9 protein-coding genes are annotated in these 18,775 nt (G+C 29.1%); 7 read left to right on the top strand and 2 right to left on the bottom strand.

Annotated elements, in window-relative coordinates; translation table 11 throughout:
- Positions 1-156: 156 nt before the first annotated feature.
- Positions 157-2,049 carry a phosphoglycerate dehydrogenase gene (gene serA / locus ACJJVY_RS08755; protein ID WP_405606970.1) on the bottom strand — a complete coding sequence of 631 codons (1,893 nt, stop codon included), beginning with the start codon at positions 2,047-2,049 and terminating at the stop codon, positions 157-159.
- Positions 2,050-2,189: 140 nt separating this feature from the next.
- Positions 2,190-3,011 carry a hypothetical protein gene (locus tag ACJJVY_RS08750; RefSeq protein WP_405606967.1) on the bottom strand — a complete coding sequence of 274 codons (822 nt, stop codon included), beginning with the start codon at positions 3,009-3,011 and terminating at the stop codon, positions 2,190-2,192.
- Between the two features lie 187 nt (positions 3,012-3,198).
- Between ACJJVY_RS08750 and gcvP the strand changes: the two genes are divergently transcribed.
- From gcvP to ACJJVY_RS08715, 7 genes are all read left to right on the top strand, one after another.
- Positions 3,199-6,084: an aminomethyl-transferring glycine dehydrogenase gene (gene gcvP, locus ACJJVY_RS08745; RefSeq protein ID WP_405606964.1), complete on the top strand. Its 2,886-nt coding sequence runs from the start codon at positions 3,199-3,201 to the stop codon at positions 6,082-6,084.
- A 179-nt stretch (positions 6,085-6,263) separates the two neighbouring features.
- On the top strand, positions 6,264-6,857 hold the full coding sequence (locus tag ACJJVY_RS08740) for an outer membrane beta-barrel protein (protein WP_405606961.1): 594 nt from the start codon (positions 6,264-6,266) through the stop codon (positions 6,855-6,857).
- Between the two features lie 870 nt (positions 6,858-7,727).
- On the top strand, positions 7,728-10,499 hold the full coding sequence (locus tag ACJJVY_RS08735) for a triple tyrosine motif-containing protein (protein ID WP_405606958.1): 2,772 nt from the start codon (positions 7,728-7,730) through the stop codon (positions 10,497-10,499).
- A 302-nt stretch (positions 10,500-10,801) separates the two neighbouring features.
- The gene (locus ACJJVY_RS08730) at positions 10,802-13,834 is read left to right on the top strand and encodes a SusC/RagA family TonB-linked outer membrane protein (protein ID WP_405606955.1); all 3,033 of its coding nucleotides are present in this window, start codon (positions 10,802-10,804) and stop codon (positions 13,832-13,834) included.
- A gap of 56 nt (positions 13,835-13,890) precedes the next feature.
- A complete protein-coding gene (locus ACJJVY_RS08725) occupies positions 13,891-15,453 on the top strand; it encodes a RagB/SusD family nutrient uptake outer membrane protein (protein WP_405606952.1) in 1,563 nt (520 codons plus the stop codon).
- A 154-nt stretch (positions 15,454-15,607) separates the two neighbouring features.
- Positions 15,608-17,923, top strand: coding sequence for a glycerophosphodiester phosphodiesterase family protein (locus ACJJVY_RS08720; RefSeq protein WP_405606949.1), 2,316 nt, complete (start codon positions 15,608-15,610; stop codon positions 17,921-17,923).
- The gene (locus ACJJVY_RS08715) at positions 17,923-18,768 is read left to right on the top strand and encodes an endonuclease/exonuclease/phosphatase family protein (protein ID WP_405606946.1); all 846 of its coding nucleotides are present in this window, start codon (positions 17,923-17,925) and stop codon (positions 18,766-18,768) included. The genes ACJJVY_RS08720 and ACJJVY_RS08715 overlap by 1 nt, the downstream gene beginning before the upstream one ends.
- The last annotated feature ends 7 nt before the right edge of the window (positions 18,769-18,775 follow it).

Here is an 18,775-nt window from a genome sequence, read left to right as displayed (position 1 = left end):
TGATTGAACGGTTTGTTTGAGCTCTTTTTTGTTTTTTTCAAAAAAAGCGATAGCCTTTCGACTTCGCTCAAGATAAATTACAGATTGGAAATAGCTTCAAAAAAAAACACCTTCAAATTAAATCTGAAGGTGTTTTATACTTTATAAAGATACTTATTAATACAATACTCTAAATCTAATTGTACCTTCTACTTCTCTTAATTCTTCTATAACTTCTTTGTTATATTCTTTGTCTAAATCCGTAATTACATATCCAACTTTAGGGTCTGTAGATAAATATTGACCTGTAATATTTAAATCATATTTGGCTAAAATTTTATTGATTTTTGCCATAACACCAGGTACGTTTTCGTGAATATGTAAAAAACGGTGTGCTTTAGATTGTCTTGGTAAACGAATATTTGGGAAATTTACAGCGTCTACAGTATTACCAGAGTTGATGTAAGCCATAATTTTACTTGGTACAAAATCTGCAATATCTTTTTGTGCTTCTTCTGTACTACCACCAACATGAGGTGTTAAAATTACGTTTGGTAATCCTTTTAATTCTGTAATAAAATCTCCATTTTTTCTTGGTTCAGAAGGATAAACATCTACTGCTGCACCTGCTAATTTTCCGCTTTTTAATGCAGCAACCAATGCAGGAATATCAACTACAAATCCTCTTGCTAGGTTTACTAAATGTGCGCCATCTTTCATCTGAGCAATTTCTGTTTCTCCGAAGAAATTTTTATTAGCAGCATTATCATCTACATGTAAAGTAACCACATCAGAAACTTCTAATAAGTCTTTAAGTGTACTCATTTTTGTAGCATTCCCTAAAGACAATTTATCTTCAACATCATAATAATAAACATCCATACCTAAAGCTTCTGCTAAAACAGATAATTGTTTACCGATGTTACCATAGCCCACAATACCTAATTTTTTACCACGAACTTCTCTAGAACCTTGTGCTGTTTTATTCCATTGACCATTATGAATTTCTGTGCTTCTTTGAAAAACAGAACGCATTAACATGATAATTTCTCCGATTGCCAACTCAACTACAGAACGTGTATTACTATAAGGCGCGTTAAAAACAACGATCCCTTTTTCTTTACATGCCTCTAAATCAATTTGTTTGGTTCCGATACAAAAAGCACTAACCACCATTAATTTATCTGCAGCATCTACAACTCTTTGTGTTACGTTTGTTTTAGAACGAATACCTAAAACATGTACGTCTTTTATTTTTTCTACTAACTCGTCTTCAGACAAACTTTTAGAAACGGTTTCTACAGAAAAACCATCGTCTGTTAACTTTTTAAAAGCATCTGGATGTACGTTTTCTAGTAATAAAATTTTAATTCTGTTCTTTGGGTAACTTATATTTCTTGGCAACTTGTTAACGTATAAAAATTCATCTAAATTTGGGGCAATATGGTCTGCGTTTTCTGTAGTTTTTGTTCTAGAAACATTTTCTGTATAAGCAAAAAACTTATCTGCTATACCTGCTTCTCTAGTTACATAATCGCTATACCCATCACCAATAACTTGTATCTCTCCTTCTAACTCCATATCTTTTAAACACTTAATTTTTCCGTTGTGTTGAGAAAGTGGATTATTAGCATCAAAACTAACTATTTTACCATTTTCATCAAACTCGAAAGTGTTTGCATATACACGTTCTGAAGGTATATTGTATTCTTTTACAATAGGGTCTATAAATTCTTTAAATCCACAAGAAATAACATAAATATTATCTGCAAATTCTTCGAAAAAGGCTTTATTACTTTCAATAGATTTTGATACTTGCTTTTTTAAAGCTTCTATTAAAGCGGATAAATCGGACTTGTTTGCTTCTAATAACTTTATTCTTCTTTCTAAAGATTCTGTAAAGGAAATTTCGCCATCGATTCCTAAATTAGTTATATCAATTATTTCTTGAATAATTTCTTGTTTCTTAGGATTGTTTTCTAGCGTAATTTCTGCTAAAACATCTAGCGCTTCTACTTTTGTTAAAGTGCTATCAAAATCGAAAATATAATTTCTTTTTGTGTTACTCATTACTATAAAATCTTAAATGAATTTAAGTGTGTAAAGCTACAAATATAGTAGGGACTTATAAAGCCCTTTTATAGTTTTGTGATATCTTTTTAATTTGTTCTTATTCTTAAAAAAGTTTGTAATTAAAACTTGTTTAACAACTAAAAATTATGAAATCCTAAAAGAACTAAGCACCACATAATTGGCAGTGCTTCTACCCAAAAAGAACAATAATATTTAGACTGCTCGCTTTTAGTTCTCATCAAGAAAATAATTGTTAAAAAAAAGAAAATCATAAAAGGAGTTTTAGACAAACTAGAGGTAGAAATTAAATACTCTAAAAGCAAACAAAAAACGAGTAACATTAAGCCTAATTTCTTTGTTTTTTCTATTCCTATTTTTCTAGGAATTGTTTGTAGAGAAATAGCATCGTACTTAACATCTCTTATATCAAAAGGTAATATTAAAACAACCACAATTAAAAACCTTTGTAGCATTAATAAAATGATGTTAAAGGATACTTCTTCACCAAAATCTAACACAGGTAATAAGACTGTAAAACCTGCCCAAACAAAAGCAACTACTAAAATTTTTAAATAACTAATTTGTCTTAAATTCTTATCGAATCCACTAAAAAAAGGAACTGCATATAAAACAGTTAATAACGTAAAAGGCAGAGTAACAAAAAGTGTTTTTAGAGATATTTGATATGCAAAATAACCAAGTGCTAAAAAGGATATGAAAGAGAAAATTTGAATCGCTTTTAAATCTTTTGTTAAACTTCTGTGATGTAACTTGGCAACTCCTGCATATTTTACAAAATTATAACCTGTAATTGTACCAAAAAAGATGAAATAATTTAGGTTTAAGTTATTAGGTAAATCAAAATATATTTCCGTGATTCTTAGAAAAGCAAATACAGAAAAAGCAACATGAATACTTGCATTGATATAAAAATCGAAAACTAATTTTAGTAACCTCATCTAGCAAAAGTAAAGCTTATGTTAATAACATTTTAATTTGGTTGATAATTAACGGCATTTTATGAATTTTATATAAACTTAAAATCTTGTAAAATCCTTATTTTTGCTCGCTTAAACACACAATTTTTAATCTATTTATAACAAATACATAAATAGGTTGATTTATACTTAAACAAAACCTCAGTTAATGAATACAAATTCGTTTCAAAATAGACATATTGGTCCTAACCAAGAGGAGCAAAAAATAATGTTATCAAAAATAAAAGCTGAAACTATAGATCAGTTAATTTTTGAAACTATCCCTGATGATATTCGCCTAGAAAAAGAATTAGATTTAGCTCCTGCTAAAAACGAATATGAGTATTTAGCACATATTACAGAATTATCAGAAAAAAATAAAGTCTTTAAAAGTTATATTGGTTTAGGTTATCATGAAGCAATTGTACCTAGTGTAATACAACGTAATATTTTAGAAAACCCAGGTTGGTATACAGCTTACACTCCTTACCAAGCAGAAATTGCACAAGGTCGTTTAGAAGCTTTGTTAAATTACCAAACCATGGTTTGCGATTTAACAGGCATGGAGCTTGCAAATGCCTCTTTATTAGATGAAAGTACAGCTGCTGCAGAAGCAATGGCTTTATTGTTTGATGTTAGAGAAAGAGCTCAAAAAAAAGCGAATGTTAATAAGTTCTTTGTTTCTGAAGAAATTTTACCACAAACGTTATCTGTTTTACAAACAAGATCTACTCCTATTGGTATTGAATTAGTTGTTGGTAATCATGAAAAATTTGATTTTTCTGATGAATTTTTTGGTGCAATTTTACAATATCCTGGTAAACATGGTCAAGTTTTTGATTATGCTGATTTTGTTGCCAAAGCAAATGAAAAAAACATTAAAGTAGCAGTTGCTGCAGATATTTTATCATTAGTAAAATTAAAAGCTCCTGCAGAGTTTGGTGTTGATGTTGTTGTTGGTACAACACAACGATTTGGAATTCCGTTAGGTTACGGTGGTCCTCATGCAGCTTATTTTGCTACTAAAGACAAATATAAAAGAAGTATTCCTGGACGTATTATTGGTGTTACCAAAGATATAAATGGAGAACGTGCTTTGCGTATGGCTTTACAAACAAGAGAGCAACATATAAAAAGAGAAAAAGCAACCTCTAATATTTGTACAGCACAAGTATTATTAGCTGTTATGGCTAGTATGTATGCCGTTTACCACGGAAAAGATGGTCTAAAACATATTGCAGATGCTGTACACAATAAAACAAAATTAGTTGCAGATTATTTAGAAAAAGCTGGTTTTAACCAATTAAACACTTCTTATTTTGATACTTTATTAATAGAAATAGATTGTATTAAATTAAAATCTGTTGCAGAATCTTTTAAAGTAAACTTTAATTATGTAGATGATAAACACATTTCTATCTCTATAAATGAAGCAACTACACAGAAAGATTTAATGAAATTGTTTACCCTTTTTGGTCAATTAAAGAAAAAACCAGATTCTTCTGAGGCAGAAAATGTTGGTAATTTCAATCAAATTTTAACTCAAGAATCTTTTAATTCAGATTTTGAAGTTATCACAGAAAATACAAAAAGAAACACTCCATTTTTAGAAAGTGCTATTTTTAACACGTACAGATCTGAAACAGATATGATGCGTTATATTAAAAAATTAGAACGTAAAGATTTAGCTTTAAACCATTCTATGATTTCTTTAGGTTCTTGTACAATGAAGTTAAATGCAGCTTCAGAAATGCTACCATTAAGTAATCCTCAATGGGGAAACATTCATCCATTTGTCCCTTTAAATCAAGCAGAAGGATATCAACAAGTTTTAAAAAGATTAGAACACCAATTAAATGTTATTACTGGTTTTGCTGGTACGTCTTTGCAACCAAATTCTGGTGCACAAGGTGAGTTTGCTGGTTTAATGACTATTAGAAAATACCACGAATCTAACGGAGATGCTCATAGAAATATCTGTTTAATTCCTGCTTCTGCACACGGTACAAATCCTGCCTCAGCAGTTATGGCTGGTATGAAAGTTATTGTTACCAAAACTGATGATAAAGGAAATATTGATGTCGAAGACTTACGAGAAAAAGCAATTCTACACAAAGAAAACTTATCTGCTTTAATGGTAACATATCCTTCAACACACGGAGTTTATGAAAAAGCGATTAAAGAAATAACGCAAATTATTCATGATAACGGCGGACAAGTTTATATGGATGGAGCAAATATGAATGCGCAAGTTGGTTTAACAAATCCTGCAACGATTGGCGCAGATGTTTGTCACTTAAACTTACACAAAACATTTGCAATTCCACATGGTGGTGGTGGTCCTGGAGTTGGCCCAATTTGTGTTGCTCCACAATTAGTGCCATTTTTACCAACAAACCCAGTAATTTCAACCGGAGGTGATAATGCTATTACAGCCATTTCTGCTGCTCCTTGGGGTTCTGCCCTAGTTTGTTTAATTTCTTACGGTTACATTACAATGTTAGGCGCAAAAGGATTAACAGATTCTACAAAAAATGCCATTTTAAACGCAAACTATATTAAAGAACGTTTACACGGACATTACAATAGTTTGTATACAGGAGAGATGAACAGAGCTGCACATGAAATGATTATTGATTGTAGAGATTTTAAACAAAACGGAATTGAAGTTGTAGACATTGCAAAACGTTTAATGGATTATGGTTTTCATGCACCAACAGTTTCTTTCCCCGTTGGTGGAACCATGATGATTGAACCAACAGAATCTGAATCTATCGCAGAATTAGATCGTTTTTGTGATGCAATGATTTCTATTAGAAAAGAAATTGAAGTTGCAACTAAAGAGGATGATAATAATCCTTTAAAAAATGCACCTCATACTCAAGAAATGTTAACTTCGGATGAATGGACGTTTCCTTATACAAGAAAACAAGCTGCTTTTCCGTTAAAATATATTGCTGACAATAAATTTTGGCCAACTGTACGTAGAGTTGATGATGCTTTTGGAGACAGAAATTTAATTTGTTCTTGTAATCCAATAGAAGATTACATGTAAAGGTTTTCTGTTTAAAAGTTAAAATCCGTTTTATTATACTAAAAGAAATTTCAGTATAATAAAACGGATTTTTTGTGTCTAAAAAAATTAGTTTGTGGCATATTCAAAAATTAACATTAAACTACCTCTTTAGGAACAGTCTTTGATTCTAACAAAGCTTAATCTTAAAAATTTAAAGAATGAAAAAATTAATACTTATTACTGCAATTTTATTTTATGGAATTACAAATGCTCAGGAAAAAGGGACTTGGGTTTTTGGAGGTGAATTAAACTTTTCTAATGGGGAAAATGACTATCAAGATTCAACATCAGATTTTAAAGCCTTTAGAGTTACAGCAAAAACAGGATATGTTTTTACAAAAACCAATTTAGAATTAGGATTGGGTTTAGGCTATAGTACAAGTAAAAATGAAAGTTATGATTATGAAAATAAATATAATTCTTATACCATTTCTCCATACATAAAAAAGTATCTTCCTATAAACGATACATTTAGTTTTTTCTTACAAGGTGAAGTTGCTTTCTCTAATTATAACAGAGAAGAAAGCGGTAACTATTCTAATGATATAGATAGAAATGATTTATTTATTGGTATTAGACCTGGCTTTGTATTCTTTGTTACTAAAAATATCGCCTTAAATGCTAATATTGGCGCTTTAGGCTATAATACTAATAAATATGAAACAGACAACCTTACTGAAGTTAAAAGCAATTCTTTTAATTTTAATTTAAACTCTTCTAACTTAATCTTTGGGTTATCTTATTATTTATAAAATAGAATACATAAGTTTTTCTTGATATTTTAAACCGTTACTTTTTACTTAAAAACCATGTAAAAAGTAACGGTTTTTTTAGGCATTAATTTTGATACAATAATTATAATTGACAACTTATTTTAAAAATGATAAGATACAAGTACTTAATTGGTTCCGCATTTTTAATCCTTTTTATGTTTTTTATTTTTGTTCCTAGACCTTCCGAAAAAATATATATTCTATATGACAAAGATAAAATCTATTGTAATCTTGAAATAATAAAAAACAATTTACAAAAAGAATCATTTTTAATATGTCAAGATTTAGAGGCTATAAACTTTGTCAAAAAATCAAATAATAAATCAAAGTATATTAATCTAAATCAATTAAAAAAATTCGATACTATATCTTATAAAAATTTACTAAAAAGGTTTAACAATAATAAATTAAATCAAGAAAAAAACAGTTTTGACTTATTAAATAGAAATAAAAAAATTGATTTTAATTTAATCATAAAACATAATTATTCTAACAAAATAAAAATTATTTCTGTAAAACAAATTCAAGTTTTATGTTCTTACAAAATTGAATGATTAAAATATTTACAATGAAATTATAAAAAAACAAGCAACTTAAAGATGCTTGTTTTTTTTGTTGATAGCAAGATATCTAAAATAATCTTTTTATTAAAAACAATAATTTAAAAAACCATTCTTTAAGAAATCATTAATTTAATATATCCTAAACGTTGTGTTTTTAAACCAAAGAATATTTGGACATATATTACTACAAGATTGATGTAATTTTGAGCTTTGATAGGTTCAATTATGCTTTAAAGCCAACCAAACATCAAAGTAAAAAATTACTGAAACACGTTACTTCTTAAATATGAAAATTTTTCATTTTACTTTTTTCTTTTTCATTTACCTTATATCATTTAGCCAAGAATTACCTCCTATAGAAAATTTTTCAGCTTCCGTCTATGGTGGAGACAATCAAAACTGGATGATTTCTCAAAGCGAAGAAAATTACATTTACGTGGCAAACAATAAAGGACTTTTAGAATATAATGGTTCTAAATGGAACACTTATGCATCTCCTAATAACACAAAATTAAGAGCAGTAAATGCTATTGGAAATAGAATTTATACAGGTTGTCATGAGGAATTCGGGTATTGGTTAAAAAATGAATATGGTACATTAGAATATACTTCATTAATTCCGAAATTAGGAATACAAAATATTAATAATGATAGAATTTGGAATATTGTTGATTATAATGAGTGGGTTTTATTTCAATCTAGCCACGGTTTATATTTTTATAATAAAAATACCGAAGAATTTAAGACAATCACTTCTAAAAATATTATTTACAAAGTTTTTAATGTTGAGAATCAAATCTATTATCATGTAGCTAATGAAGGAATTTATTGTATCAAAAATGGAGAAACTAAATTATTAAATAACAATAAGGTTGTTATTAATGATAGAGTTATTAATTTATTTAAGGTTAAAGATGATATTGTTGTTTTAACACGAAGTTCTGGTTTTTTTAAAATTAAAAACGAAGGTTTAATTACATGGAATGTTGAAGCAAATAATCGCCTAAAAGAACTGAGTATTTTTAATAGTATTCAACTTAAAGACGGCAGTTTTATTGCGGGTACAATATCTAATGGAATTGTTAAAATAACAAATCAAGGAAAAATTGAATATCTAATAAACCAAAAATTAGGTTTAAGTAATAATACCGTTTTATCACTATTTGAAGATAACAAAAGTAATGTTTGGGTAGCTCTTGATAATGGCATTGATTATATAAACATGAAATCGCCATTAAAAACCTTTATTGATTATGACGGAGTTTTAGGTACGGTTTATTCAACCATCATTTTTAATGATTTTTTGTACGTTGGTACAAATCAAGGTTTGTTTTACAGACCTCTTAATAAAACCAATGAACAATTTATTTTGATAAAAGGGACTGCAGGACAAGTTTGGAGTCTTTATAACGACAATGATAAAAATCTTTTTTGCGGACATCATTTGGGTACTTTTCTTATAGAAAAAGGCAAATCAAAAAAAATAAGTTTTGCTTTAGGAGCTTGGAATTTTAAGAAAATTCCAAATCATAAAGATTTAATACTACAAGGTAATTACGATGGTTTGTACATTTTAGAATACAAAAAGAATACTTGGTCTATTAGAAATAAGATTGAAGGCTTTAATAATTCATCACGCTTTTTTGAATTAAGTCATCAAAATAAAGTACTTGTAAACCATGAATATAAAGGTGTTTTTGATATTTCTTTAAATGAGGCTTTAACAAAAGCAACATCTGTAACCTTAAGAAACGAATTGTCTATTGGCGAAAATTCTAGTTTAATAACTTATCAAAATAAAATTTTATATACTTCTAACAACGGTATTTATGAGTACAACTCAACTCAAAATAATTTTAAAAAAGACACTTTATTGAGTCCTCTTCTTGCTTCTAAAACATACACTTCTGGTAAAATGACTTTTGATAAAACAGGAAAACTATGGATGTTTTCTAAAAATAACATCAGTTTTATCACCAATAATAATCTTACAAATACTCCCGAAACTACAGATATTTATATATCATCAAACTTAAAAAAAGGTGTTTTAGGGTTTGAGAACATACAATACATTAATAATGAAAAATATATAATTGGTATTGTAAATGGTTATTTAACGATCGATTTATCTAAATTAAAATTCAATAAAAATCATACGATATTTCTAAATAACATCCATAAAAAAGATATAGACTCAAAAACAGCACGTTTATCATTAACTAAAAATGGTGAATTTGATCATAAACAAGGTATTTTATCTTTTGATTATTCAATTCCTGAATATTATAAATATTTAGATGTTACCTATCAATATCGATTACTTGGAAATACTGATCGTTGGAGTAATTGGTCTAAAAACGCTAACATACAATTTGAGAATTTATCCTATGGCGATTATAAATTAGAGGTTAAAGGAAAAGTAGGAAATCAAACTACTAAAAACATCGTATCCTATACTTTTAAAGTAAATAAACCATGGTATATATCTAACTTATTACTATTAATTTATTTTATCACATTCATCTGTATTGGTTTTTTAATACATAAAACATATAAATTTTATTATGGAAAAATCTTAAAACACGAGCAAGTTAAAAATGATCGTACCATTATTGAGATTAAAAATGAAAAATTAAATCAAGATATAGAAAGTAAAAACAGAGAATTGGCAATCTCTACAATGAGCATTGTTAAAAAGAACGAGTTGCTTAGAAAAATTAAGAAAGAATTAAAAAATGTAAAAGACAACGAAGATGTAGAAAGTGCTGTAAACTTAATAGAAAACAACTTAAACAACAATAAAGATTGGAAATTTTTTAAACAAGCTTTTAATAATGCCGATAAAGATTTTATGGATAAAATTAAAGCCATGCATCCAGAGTTAACATCTAATGATTTAAAATTCTGTGCTTACTTAAGACTTAATTTATCTTCAAAAGAAATTGCTCCTTTATTAAACATCTCCACAAAAAGTGTAGAAACGAAACGTTATAGATTAAGAAAAAAAATGAACTTACAACACGATGAGAGTTTAGTGGGCTATATTTTAAAATTTTAAACCTTTACAAGATTTATTTTCACCTAGACTTTACCACTACAAACAACCATTTACCCCTCTATTTTAGAGAGTTAACATAAAGTTAATATTGGAACACAACTACTGTATTTTCAACGATTTTTTACAATTAAAAAGTGTTTTTTTACATAAAAAACCTATTATTTCACTGTTGTCGGGGTGTAAAATTTTAATTTCAAAAGAGATTGCATTTAAATTTGCCCAAGCTTTTTAAGGGTTGTAAAATCTATAATAATCAAAACAACATCTTAAGCTTTAAATAATTTTAACTAAATAAATCATTCATGAAATTAAAATTTCGAAAATTAAGAAATTCAGTACTCTTTGGTCTTTTTTTAGTTTGTGGTTCCTTTACTTTATTGGCCCAAACTTCAATAAAAGGAAAAGTACTTTCATTAACAGATAAAATGCCGTTACCCGGTGCATCTGTTTCTGAAAAAGGAACTGCTAACGGTACTTCCACAGATTTTGATGGAAACTTTTCGTTAAGCATGTCAAATCCATCAGGTATTCTAGTAATATCATATGTTGGATTTAAAACAAAAGAAATTAGTGTTAATGGTACCGAGATGATTATTTCATTAGAAGATGACAATATGCTAGATGAAGTTATTGTTGTTGGTTATGGTACACAAAGTAAAAGCGATATTGTGAATGCAGTAGCAACAACAGACCTTTCTAAGGCAACATTAACTCCAACGTCAGACGTTAATGAGTTATTGAGAGGTAGAATTGCAGGTTTACAAGTTGAAGTAGGTGGTGGAACTTTAAGACCAGGAGGTACTTCTGATATTATTTTTAGAGGTCAAGGTTCTATAGAAGGTAATGTAAGTGCTATTTATGTTGTAGATGGTATTGTTAGAGATGGCGGTATTGAAGATATAGATTCTGATGATATAGAATCTATAGAGTTTTTAAAAGACGCATCAGCACAAGCAATTTATGGTTCTAGAGGTGCTAATGGTGTGGTATTAATTACTACAAAAAGAGGTAAATCTGGTAAAGTTAGCGTAAACTATCATGGCTATGTTACTACAAAATCTATTGAAAAAAACTTTGATGTTTATAGTGGACAAGAATTTGCTCAGTTGAGAAGAGAAGCCGTTAGATCTACTATTGACGGAGATGCATATCCTGTAGATTCTGATATTTTTTCTGAAATAGAATTAGCAAACATAGAAAATAATGCATTTGTAGATTGGGAAGATGAACTAATGAGAAATGGTATTATAAACAACCAAGCGATTAGTATTTCTGGAGGTACAGAACTTACCAAAGTATTTGCAAGTATCAATTATTTTAAAGAAGATGGTATTATACCAACATCTAGCTACACAAGAAAAACATTACGTTTAAATGTAGATCAACAAATAAGCGATAAATTTTCTGTAAATTTTGATTTAAATCTATTAAATGATAATACCAGTAGAGCTGCTAGTGTTAATGTTATTACAACTTCACCATTAGGTAGTGCTTATGATGAAGATGGAAACCTTACTCAATTTCCTAGTGGTGAAGAATCATCTGCAGTAAACCCAATTTGGAATCTTAATGAACAAGAAAATGTAGAAAAAGGGAACGATTATGTTATAAACGTTACACCTAGTTGGCAAATAACAAAAGACTTAAAATACCAACTAAAAACAAACTTAACAAGAAGAACGTCTGAAAGGGGGCAATACTTATCTTCTTTAAGTTCTGCGGGTGATGATGTTGATGGTATTGCTAGAATAGAAAACCAATTAACAGAATCGTATCTTATAGAAAACATACTTACATACGATAAGGCTTTTAATGAAAATAACAAATTCAACCTAACTTTAGTGCAATCTGCACAAGAAAATGAATACTCTAGAACTTTTACAGAAGGGCAAGGGTTTACCAATGAAAGCTTAGGATATAATGGTATTACAAATGCTATTGGTAACGTAACTGTAGAGCGTGATAAAAACAAACAAACACTTGCTTCTTTTATGGCAAGAGCTCGTTACAACTTACAAAACAAATATTTGTTTACCTTTACTGCTAGAGCAGATGGTGCTTCTGTAAATTCTGCAGATAACAAATGGAGTTACAATCCTGCAGCTTCTTTTGCATGGAAAATACATAACGAAGATTTTTTAGAAAATGTTGATTTTATTCAAGAATTAAAACTAAGAGCAAGTTATGGTTCATTGGTTAATGATTTAGGTATTGCTTACACATCATTATTTACAGCTGAAGGTCAAAATTATATTTTTGATAGTGAATCTGCTTCAGGATATTCTCCTTCAACAATTTTACCTAATACCGATTTAAAATTCGAAAGAATAACAACAACTAACATCGGTTTAGATTTTTCTATGTTCAACAGAATGTTAGTAGGAAACGTAAATTGGTATGATGCAAGAACAACAGATTTGTTATTAAAAAGAGGTGTACCTTCCACTACAGGTTATAGTTATACTTATTTTAATGCAGGAGAATTACAAAACACCGGTATAGAATTAAGCTTAACAGCTAATCTTATTAACAAAGAAGATTTTAAATGGTCAGTTTCAACAAACTGGTCTAACAACAAAAATAAAATCGTAGAGCTTTATAATGATGGTGACGGAAATCCAATACTTAATGATGATACTTATGGTTATTATGTTGGCCAACCCGTTGGTGTAATTTATCAATATGCTTTTGATGGTATTTGGCAAGAAGGAGAAGATTTTGAAAATGCACCACAAGCAAATTCAGAATCTATATTTACCCAAGATTTAAGAGCTGGTGATATTAAAATTAAAGACACCGATGGTGATGGTATCATAACTCAAGATGATAGAGTTTTTACAGATCCTAATCCAGATTGGTTTGGTTCATTTTCTACAACTGTAGCTTACAAAGGTTTTGATTTATTTGCTGATTTTTATACAGTACAAGGTGCTACAAAAATAAATCCTTTCTTATCTAGTTACAATAATGGAGGTACATTGTCTGGTAAATTAAATGGAGTAAAAGTAGATTACTACACCCCAGAAAATCCTTCTGCAAACTTTCCTAGACCAAATTACGACTCTACTCCTTTATATTTAAATTCATTAGCAGTAAGAGATGCTTCTTATCTAAGATTAAGAACCGTAAGTTTAGGATATACTTTTAACAATCTTATTAGTGAAAAACTAAACTTAGAACAACTTAGATTTTATATTACCGGTACAAACTTATTTACCAACACAGATTACATTGGGTACAGTCCAGAAGTAAATATTAGAGATACTTTTTCAACAGCAGACACTGGTTATCCAGATGCAAGAAGCTTCACCTTTGGAGTAAAAGTTAAATTTTAAAAAATTAAGAAAAGATGAATTTAAAGAATTTTTACATAAAATTAAAAAGTAGTTGTATGCTACTTATCATGTTATTTTTCGTGATCTCTTGCCAAGATTTCTTAGAAGAACAACCAAGCACATTAATAGATTCTGATTACATATATACAACTGAAGAAGGTTTAAAATCTGGTGTTGTAAGTTTGTATAAACTAAATAGAGATCGTTACGACGTAAGTACCGAAGATTTTATGGGAGCTGTTCTTATGTCTTCTAGAAGTGATTTAGCATTTAGTAGATCTGGTTACACTGGTTTAATGGGTAGATATCAAAGAGGAATTTCTTCTATTGATTATGGTACGCAACTTGCCTCTTCTTTATTTTGGAAACACTTTTATAATGTAGCAAACAAAGCAACAGCAATTATTAATGCAGCAGAAGCTATAGATGGTATTGATGAAGATGCTAAAAATAAAATTATTGCTGAAGCTAAATTTTTTAGAGCAAATTCATATTTCTATTTATACAGAATGTATAATAACATTTTTATAACTACCGAAACTGTAACCGTAGATAATGCATTTGATATCGTGAATGACAAATCTTCTGAAGAAGAAATTTTTGAACTAATTAATAGTGATCTTAGTTTTTCAATTGAAAATTTAGATTGGACAGATACTTTTGGTCGTGTTACAAAAGGAACTGCTAAACATGTAAAAGCTAAAGTAGCCATGTGGCAAGAAGATTGGACAGAAGCAGCAGAACAAGCAGTATCATTGATAGAAGAAGGTCCGCATAGTTTAGTATCTTCTACTGCAGATGTTTTTGCAGGAAATAGAAATAATTCAGAATCTTTATTTGTTATACAATCTGAAGACGATTTATCTGGAGGAGGAAGTACAACTATGATCAATGCAAATTATGTTGCTCAGTATTTTAATATCTCAGGTATTGAATCTAATGTAGAACAAGGCGGACGAGGTTTTGCACGTATATTACCAAACCTATATTTGCTTAACTTATTATCAGAAGACCCAAATGATACTAGAGATGATGACACTTATTTTAGATTGAAATATTATTATACCTCTGGAGACAGAATTGGAGAAGAAGTTGATAATTATGCACCCATAACCGATTTAGACAACCCGAGTAGTAATTACACAACCTATTACCAAAGAATGAATCCTTCTTGTATCAAATTTGCTCAAGAAGACAATGATCCAGATTCATATTTAAATAGAAGCAACGTTACGGTTTACAGGTTGGCAGAAACTTATTTAATTGCAGCAGAAGCTATCATGAAATCTGGTTCAGGAGATCCGTTACCTTACATAAATGCAGTTAGATTAAGAGCAAATACAACTGCTTTAACAAGTATAACAGAACAAGATATTTTAGATGAAAGAGCTCGTGAGTTAGCTTTTGAAGGACAACGTTGGTTTACTTTAAAAAGAATGGGACAAGAAGTTATTGACAGACAAATTACTAGTTATGCTGGTGATGGTGAATATTTTCCTGCCAACTTAGGTGAAAAAGATCCTAGAGATAATTGGCAATCACATTATATCAATTGGCCAATTGCTCAAATAGATTTAGATCTATTAGGTTCTGATTATCCTCAAAATGATGGATATTAATAATATATTATAAAAATGTTAAGGCTGTTTAAAACAAGTTCTTATAATTTAATTTTGCAGATATATTCGTTAAAATATTTTCACAAAATTAATAAGAATATTTATTTTACTTTTTAAACAGCCTTATTTCTATTTCAAATTATCAATTTTAATTATGCGCTTTTCATTTTCTTTTCTAATTTTATTTTTATGTTTAATTTCTTGTAAAAAACAACTTCTTAAAACAGATACAAGTAACATAAAATCTAAAGTAATTTCTCATAGAGGTGCTTGGAAAAAGCTTGATTTACCTCAAAATTCTTTAGCTTCATTTAGGCAAGCAGTACAGATGAAATTTGCAGGTTCTGAGTTTGATGTAAACATGACGTCAGACGATTCTTTGGTAATTACACATGGACCAAAATATCATAACCTATTTGTAGAGAAATCAACCTATAAAGAATTATTACCATATAAACTTTCTAATCAAGAAAAAATACCAACCTTACAAGAATTTATCACTTCAGGTAGTAAAAATAATACCTCAACATTGTTTATCTGTGAAATAAAACAATCTACAATTAGTCCAGAAAGAAGTGAGATTATTGCTGAAAAAATCTATAATGTCTACAAAAAAAATAATGCATTAGATAAAGTAATTTTCATCAGTTTTGGATATAAAATTTTAACCAAATTAATTTCTTTGGATAAAAACATTAAAACCATGTACTTAGGGAGTAACAAAACTCCAAAAGAAATGAAAAAAGACGGAATTTATGGAGTAAATTATAGAATTGCTGCGCTTAAAAAGAATCCTGATTGGATAGAAGAATCCAAAAAGAATGGTCTTATTTTAAATTCTGGAACGGTAAATAGCATAGAAGATATGGATTGGTTAATCAATAAAAAATTTGATTACATTTCTACAAATGAGCCAGAATTATTAACGCAAAGAATTCAGTTTTTAAAAAATAAAACAAAAGAAATAAAAACACAATTTGCCAATAATAGCATTATCGCGCATCGAGGTGCCTGGAAAAAAAATGAACTCCCAAAAAACTCGATTGCTTCTTTAAAACAAGCAATTAAACTACAAACTTTGGGTAGCGAGTTTGATGTAAGAATAACTTTAGATAGTGTTTTAGTTGTAACACACGACAATAAATACAACAATCTTGTTGTCGAAAAATCTACTTATAAAGAGTTATCTCAAACCAAATTATCAAATGGAGAAACATTACCTACTTTAAGAAACTACTTATTAGCAGGATTAGAAAATAACACAAACACAAGTTTAGTTTGTGAAATAAAACCAACTTCATCAAAAGAAAAAAACTTATTAGTTGCCAATAAAACATTAACATTGGTAAAAGAGCTAAAAGCAGACAAAATTATTTCTTCTTACATCAGCTTTAGTTTTGATATTTTAGAAGCTATCATTGAGGAAAATCCGAATGTAAAAACACAATATTTAGCAGGTTCTAAATCTCCATTAGAATTGAAAGAAGCTGGTATTTCTGGATTGGATTATCATGTTTCTATTTTTAAAAAACAGACTGATTGGATTGTTAAGGCAAAAGAATTAGGACTAACTTTAAATGCTTGGACCGTAAATAAAGCAGAGGATATTGATTGGTTATTAGCCAATGATTTTGATTATATAACAACAGATGAGCCTGAACTTGCTCTTGAAAAATTCAACAATTTTCCCGTTACAAGAGATTATAAATTGGTTTGGAGCGATGAATTTAATTACTCTGGAAAACCAGATTCTTTAAAATGGAAACATGAAATTGGTTTTAAAAGAAATGAAGAAAAACAATATTACACAGATAGCTTAAAAAATTCTAGAGTAGAAAAAGGCTTTTTAATTTTAGAATCTCACAAAGAAAAAATTGCAAATCTTACTTTTAAAAGTGTAGAAGATACTAATTGGAGAAACAACCAAAAATATGGTGAATATACTTCTGCAAGTTTAACTACAAGTGGTTTAGCAGAGTGGACTTATGGACGCATAGATATTCGTGCAAAATTACCAAAAGGAGTGGGTCTTTGGCCAGCATTTTGGATGTTAGGCGAAAATCAATCGGAAGTAGGTTGGCCAAAATGTGGAGAAATTGACATTATGGAACACGTAGGTTTTGATCCTGATTCTATTTTTGGAACCATACACACCAAAGCGTACAACCATATGATTGGCACTCAAAGGGGAAAAAGTATTAAAATAGAAAAACCTTATGAAAGTTTTCATACCTATTCAATTATTTGGACACCAGAATCTATTGATTTTTTATTAGATAATGAAGTTTACAACCATATTGAAAACGACCACAAAACCACCGATGAATGGCCATTTGATCAAAATTTTCATATAAAAATAAATACAGCAATTGGCGGAATGCTTGGCGGTAGAAAAGGCATTGATGATCCAATTTTCCCACAACAATTAGTCATTGATTATGTTCGCGTTTATCAAAAAAATCAGAAATAATGAAAGCAGTTTACCTATTCCTTTTTAGTTTGTTTATTTGTGCTTGTAGTTCTAAAAAAAGAGTTACATCACCACTTAAAGTAATGACGTATAACATACGTTTAGATGTTGCTTCTGATGGAGAAAATGCATGGCCAAACAGAAAAGATTTTTTAACCAATCATATACTTTTTTTAGCTCCTGATGTTTTAGGTGTTCAAGAAGCAAAACCTAATCAAATTGAAGATTTAAACAATGCTTTAACTGGTTATAAGTTTATTGGAGAAGGTAGAGATGGTCTCAAAAAAGGAGAATATTCTGCCATTTATTACAATTCAGAAAAAGTAGAAGTTATAGAAGAACATACTTTTTGGTTATCTAAAACACCCACCAAAGTTTCTATAGGTTGGGATGCTGCTTGTCCTAGAATTTGTACTTACGGATTATTTTCTTTTAAAAATTCTGATAAAAAATTCTGGGCATTTAATACGCATTTAGATCACGTAGGTAGTATTGCTCAAAAAAAAGGATTGCAGCTTATTTTAAATAAAATAGCCTTAAAAAACACAGAAAATTATCCTATCATTTTAACAGGTGATTTAAATGTAACGCCTGATAATGATATTTTAAAAGAAACCAAAAAAATAATGAACGACACTAAAAATGTAGCAAACATAAGATTTGGAGCAGATGGTACATTTAATGGTTTTAAGTATAATCAGCCAGTTACTAGAAGAATAGATTACATTTTTATCTCAAAACTAAACACTCTAAAAGTCGATAAATATGCTGTTTTATCTAGCGTTGTAGACTTTAAATTCCCCTCAGATCATTTTCCTGTTTTTGCAGAATTAAAACTAGAATAAATAAATT

The sequence above is a fragment of the Polaribacter sp. Asnod1-A03 genome (assembly GCF_045063585.1).
Lineage (GTDB): Bacteria > Bacteroidota > Bacteroidia > Flavobacteriales > Flavobacteriaceae > Polaribacter.
The sequence above is the reverse complement of the archived record's forward strand: the minus strand, read 5'-3'. Positions and strand labels throughout refer to the sequence as shown.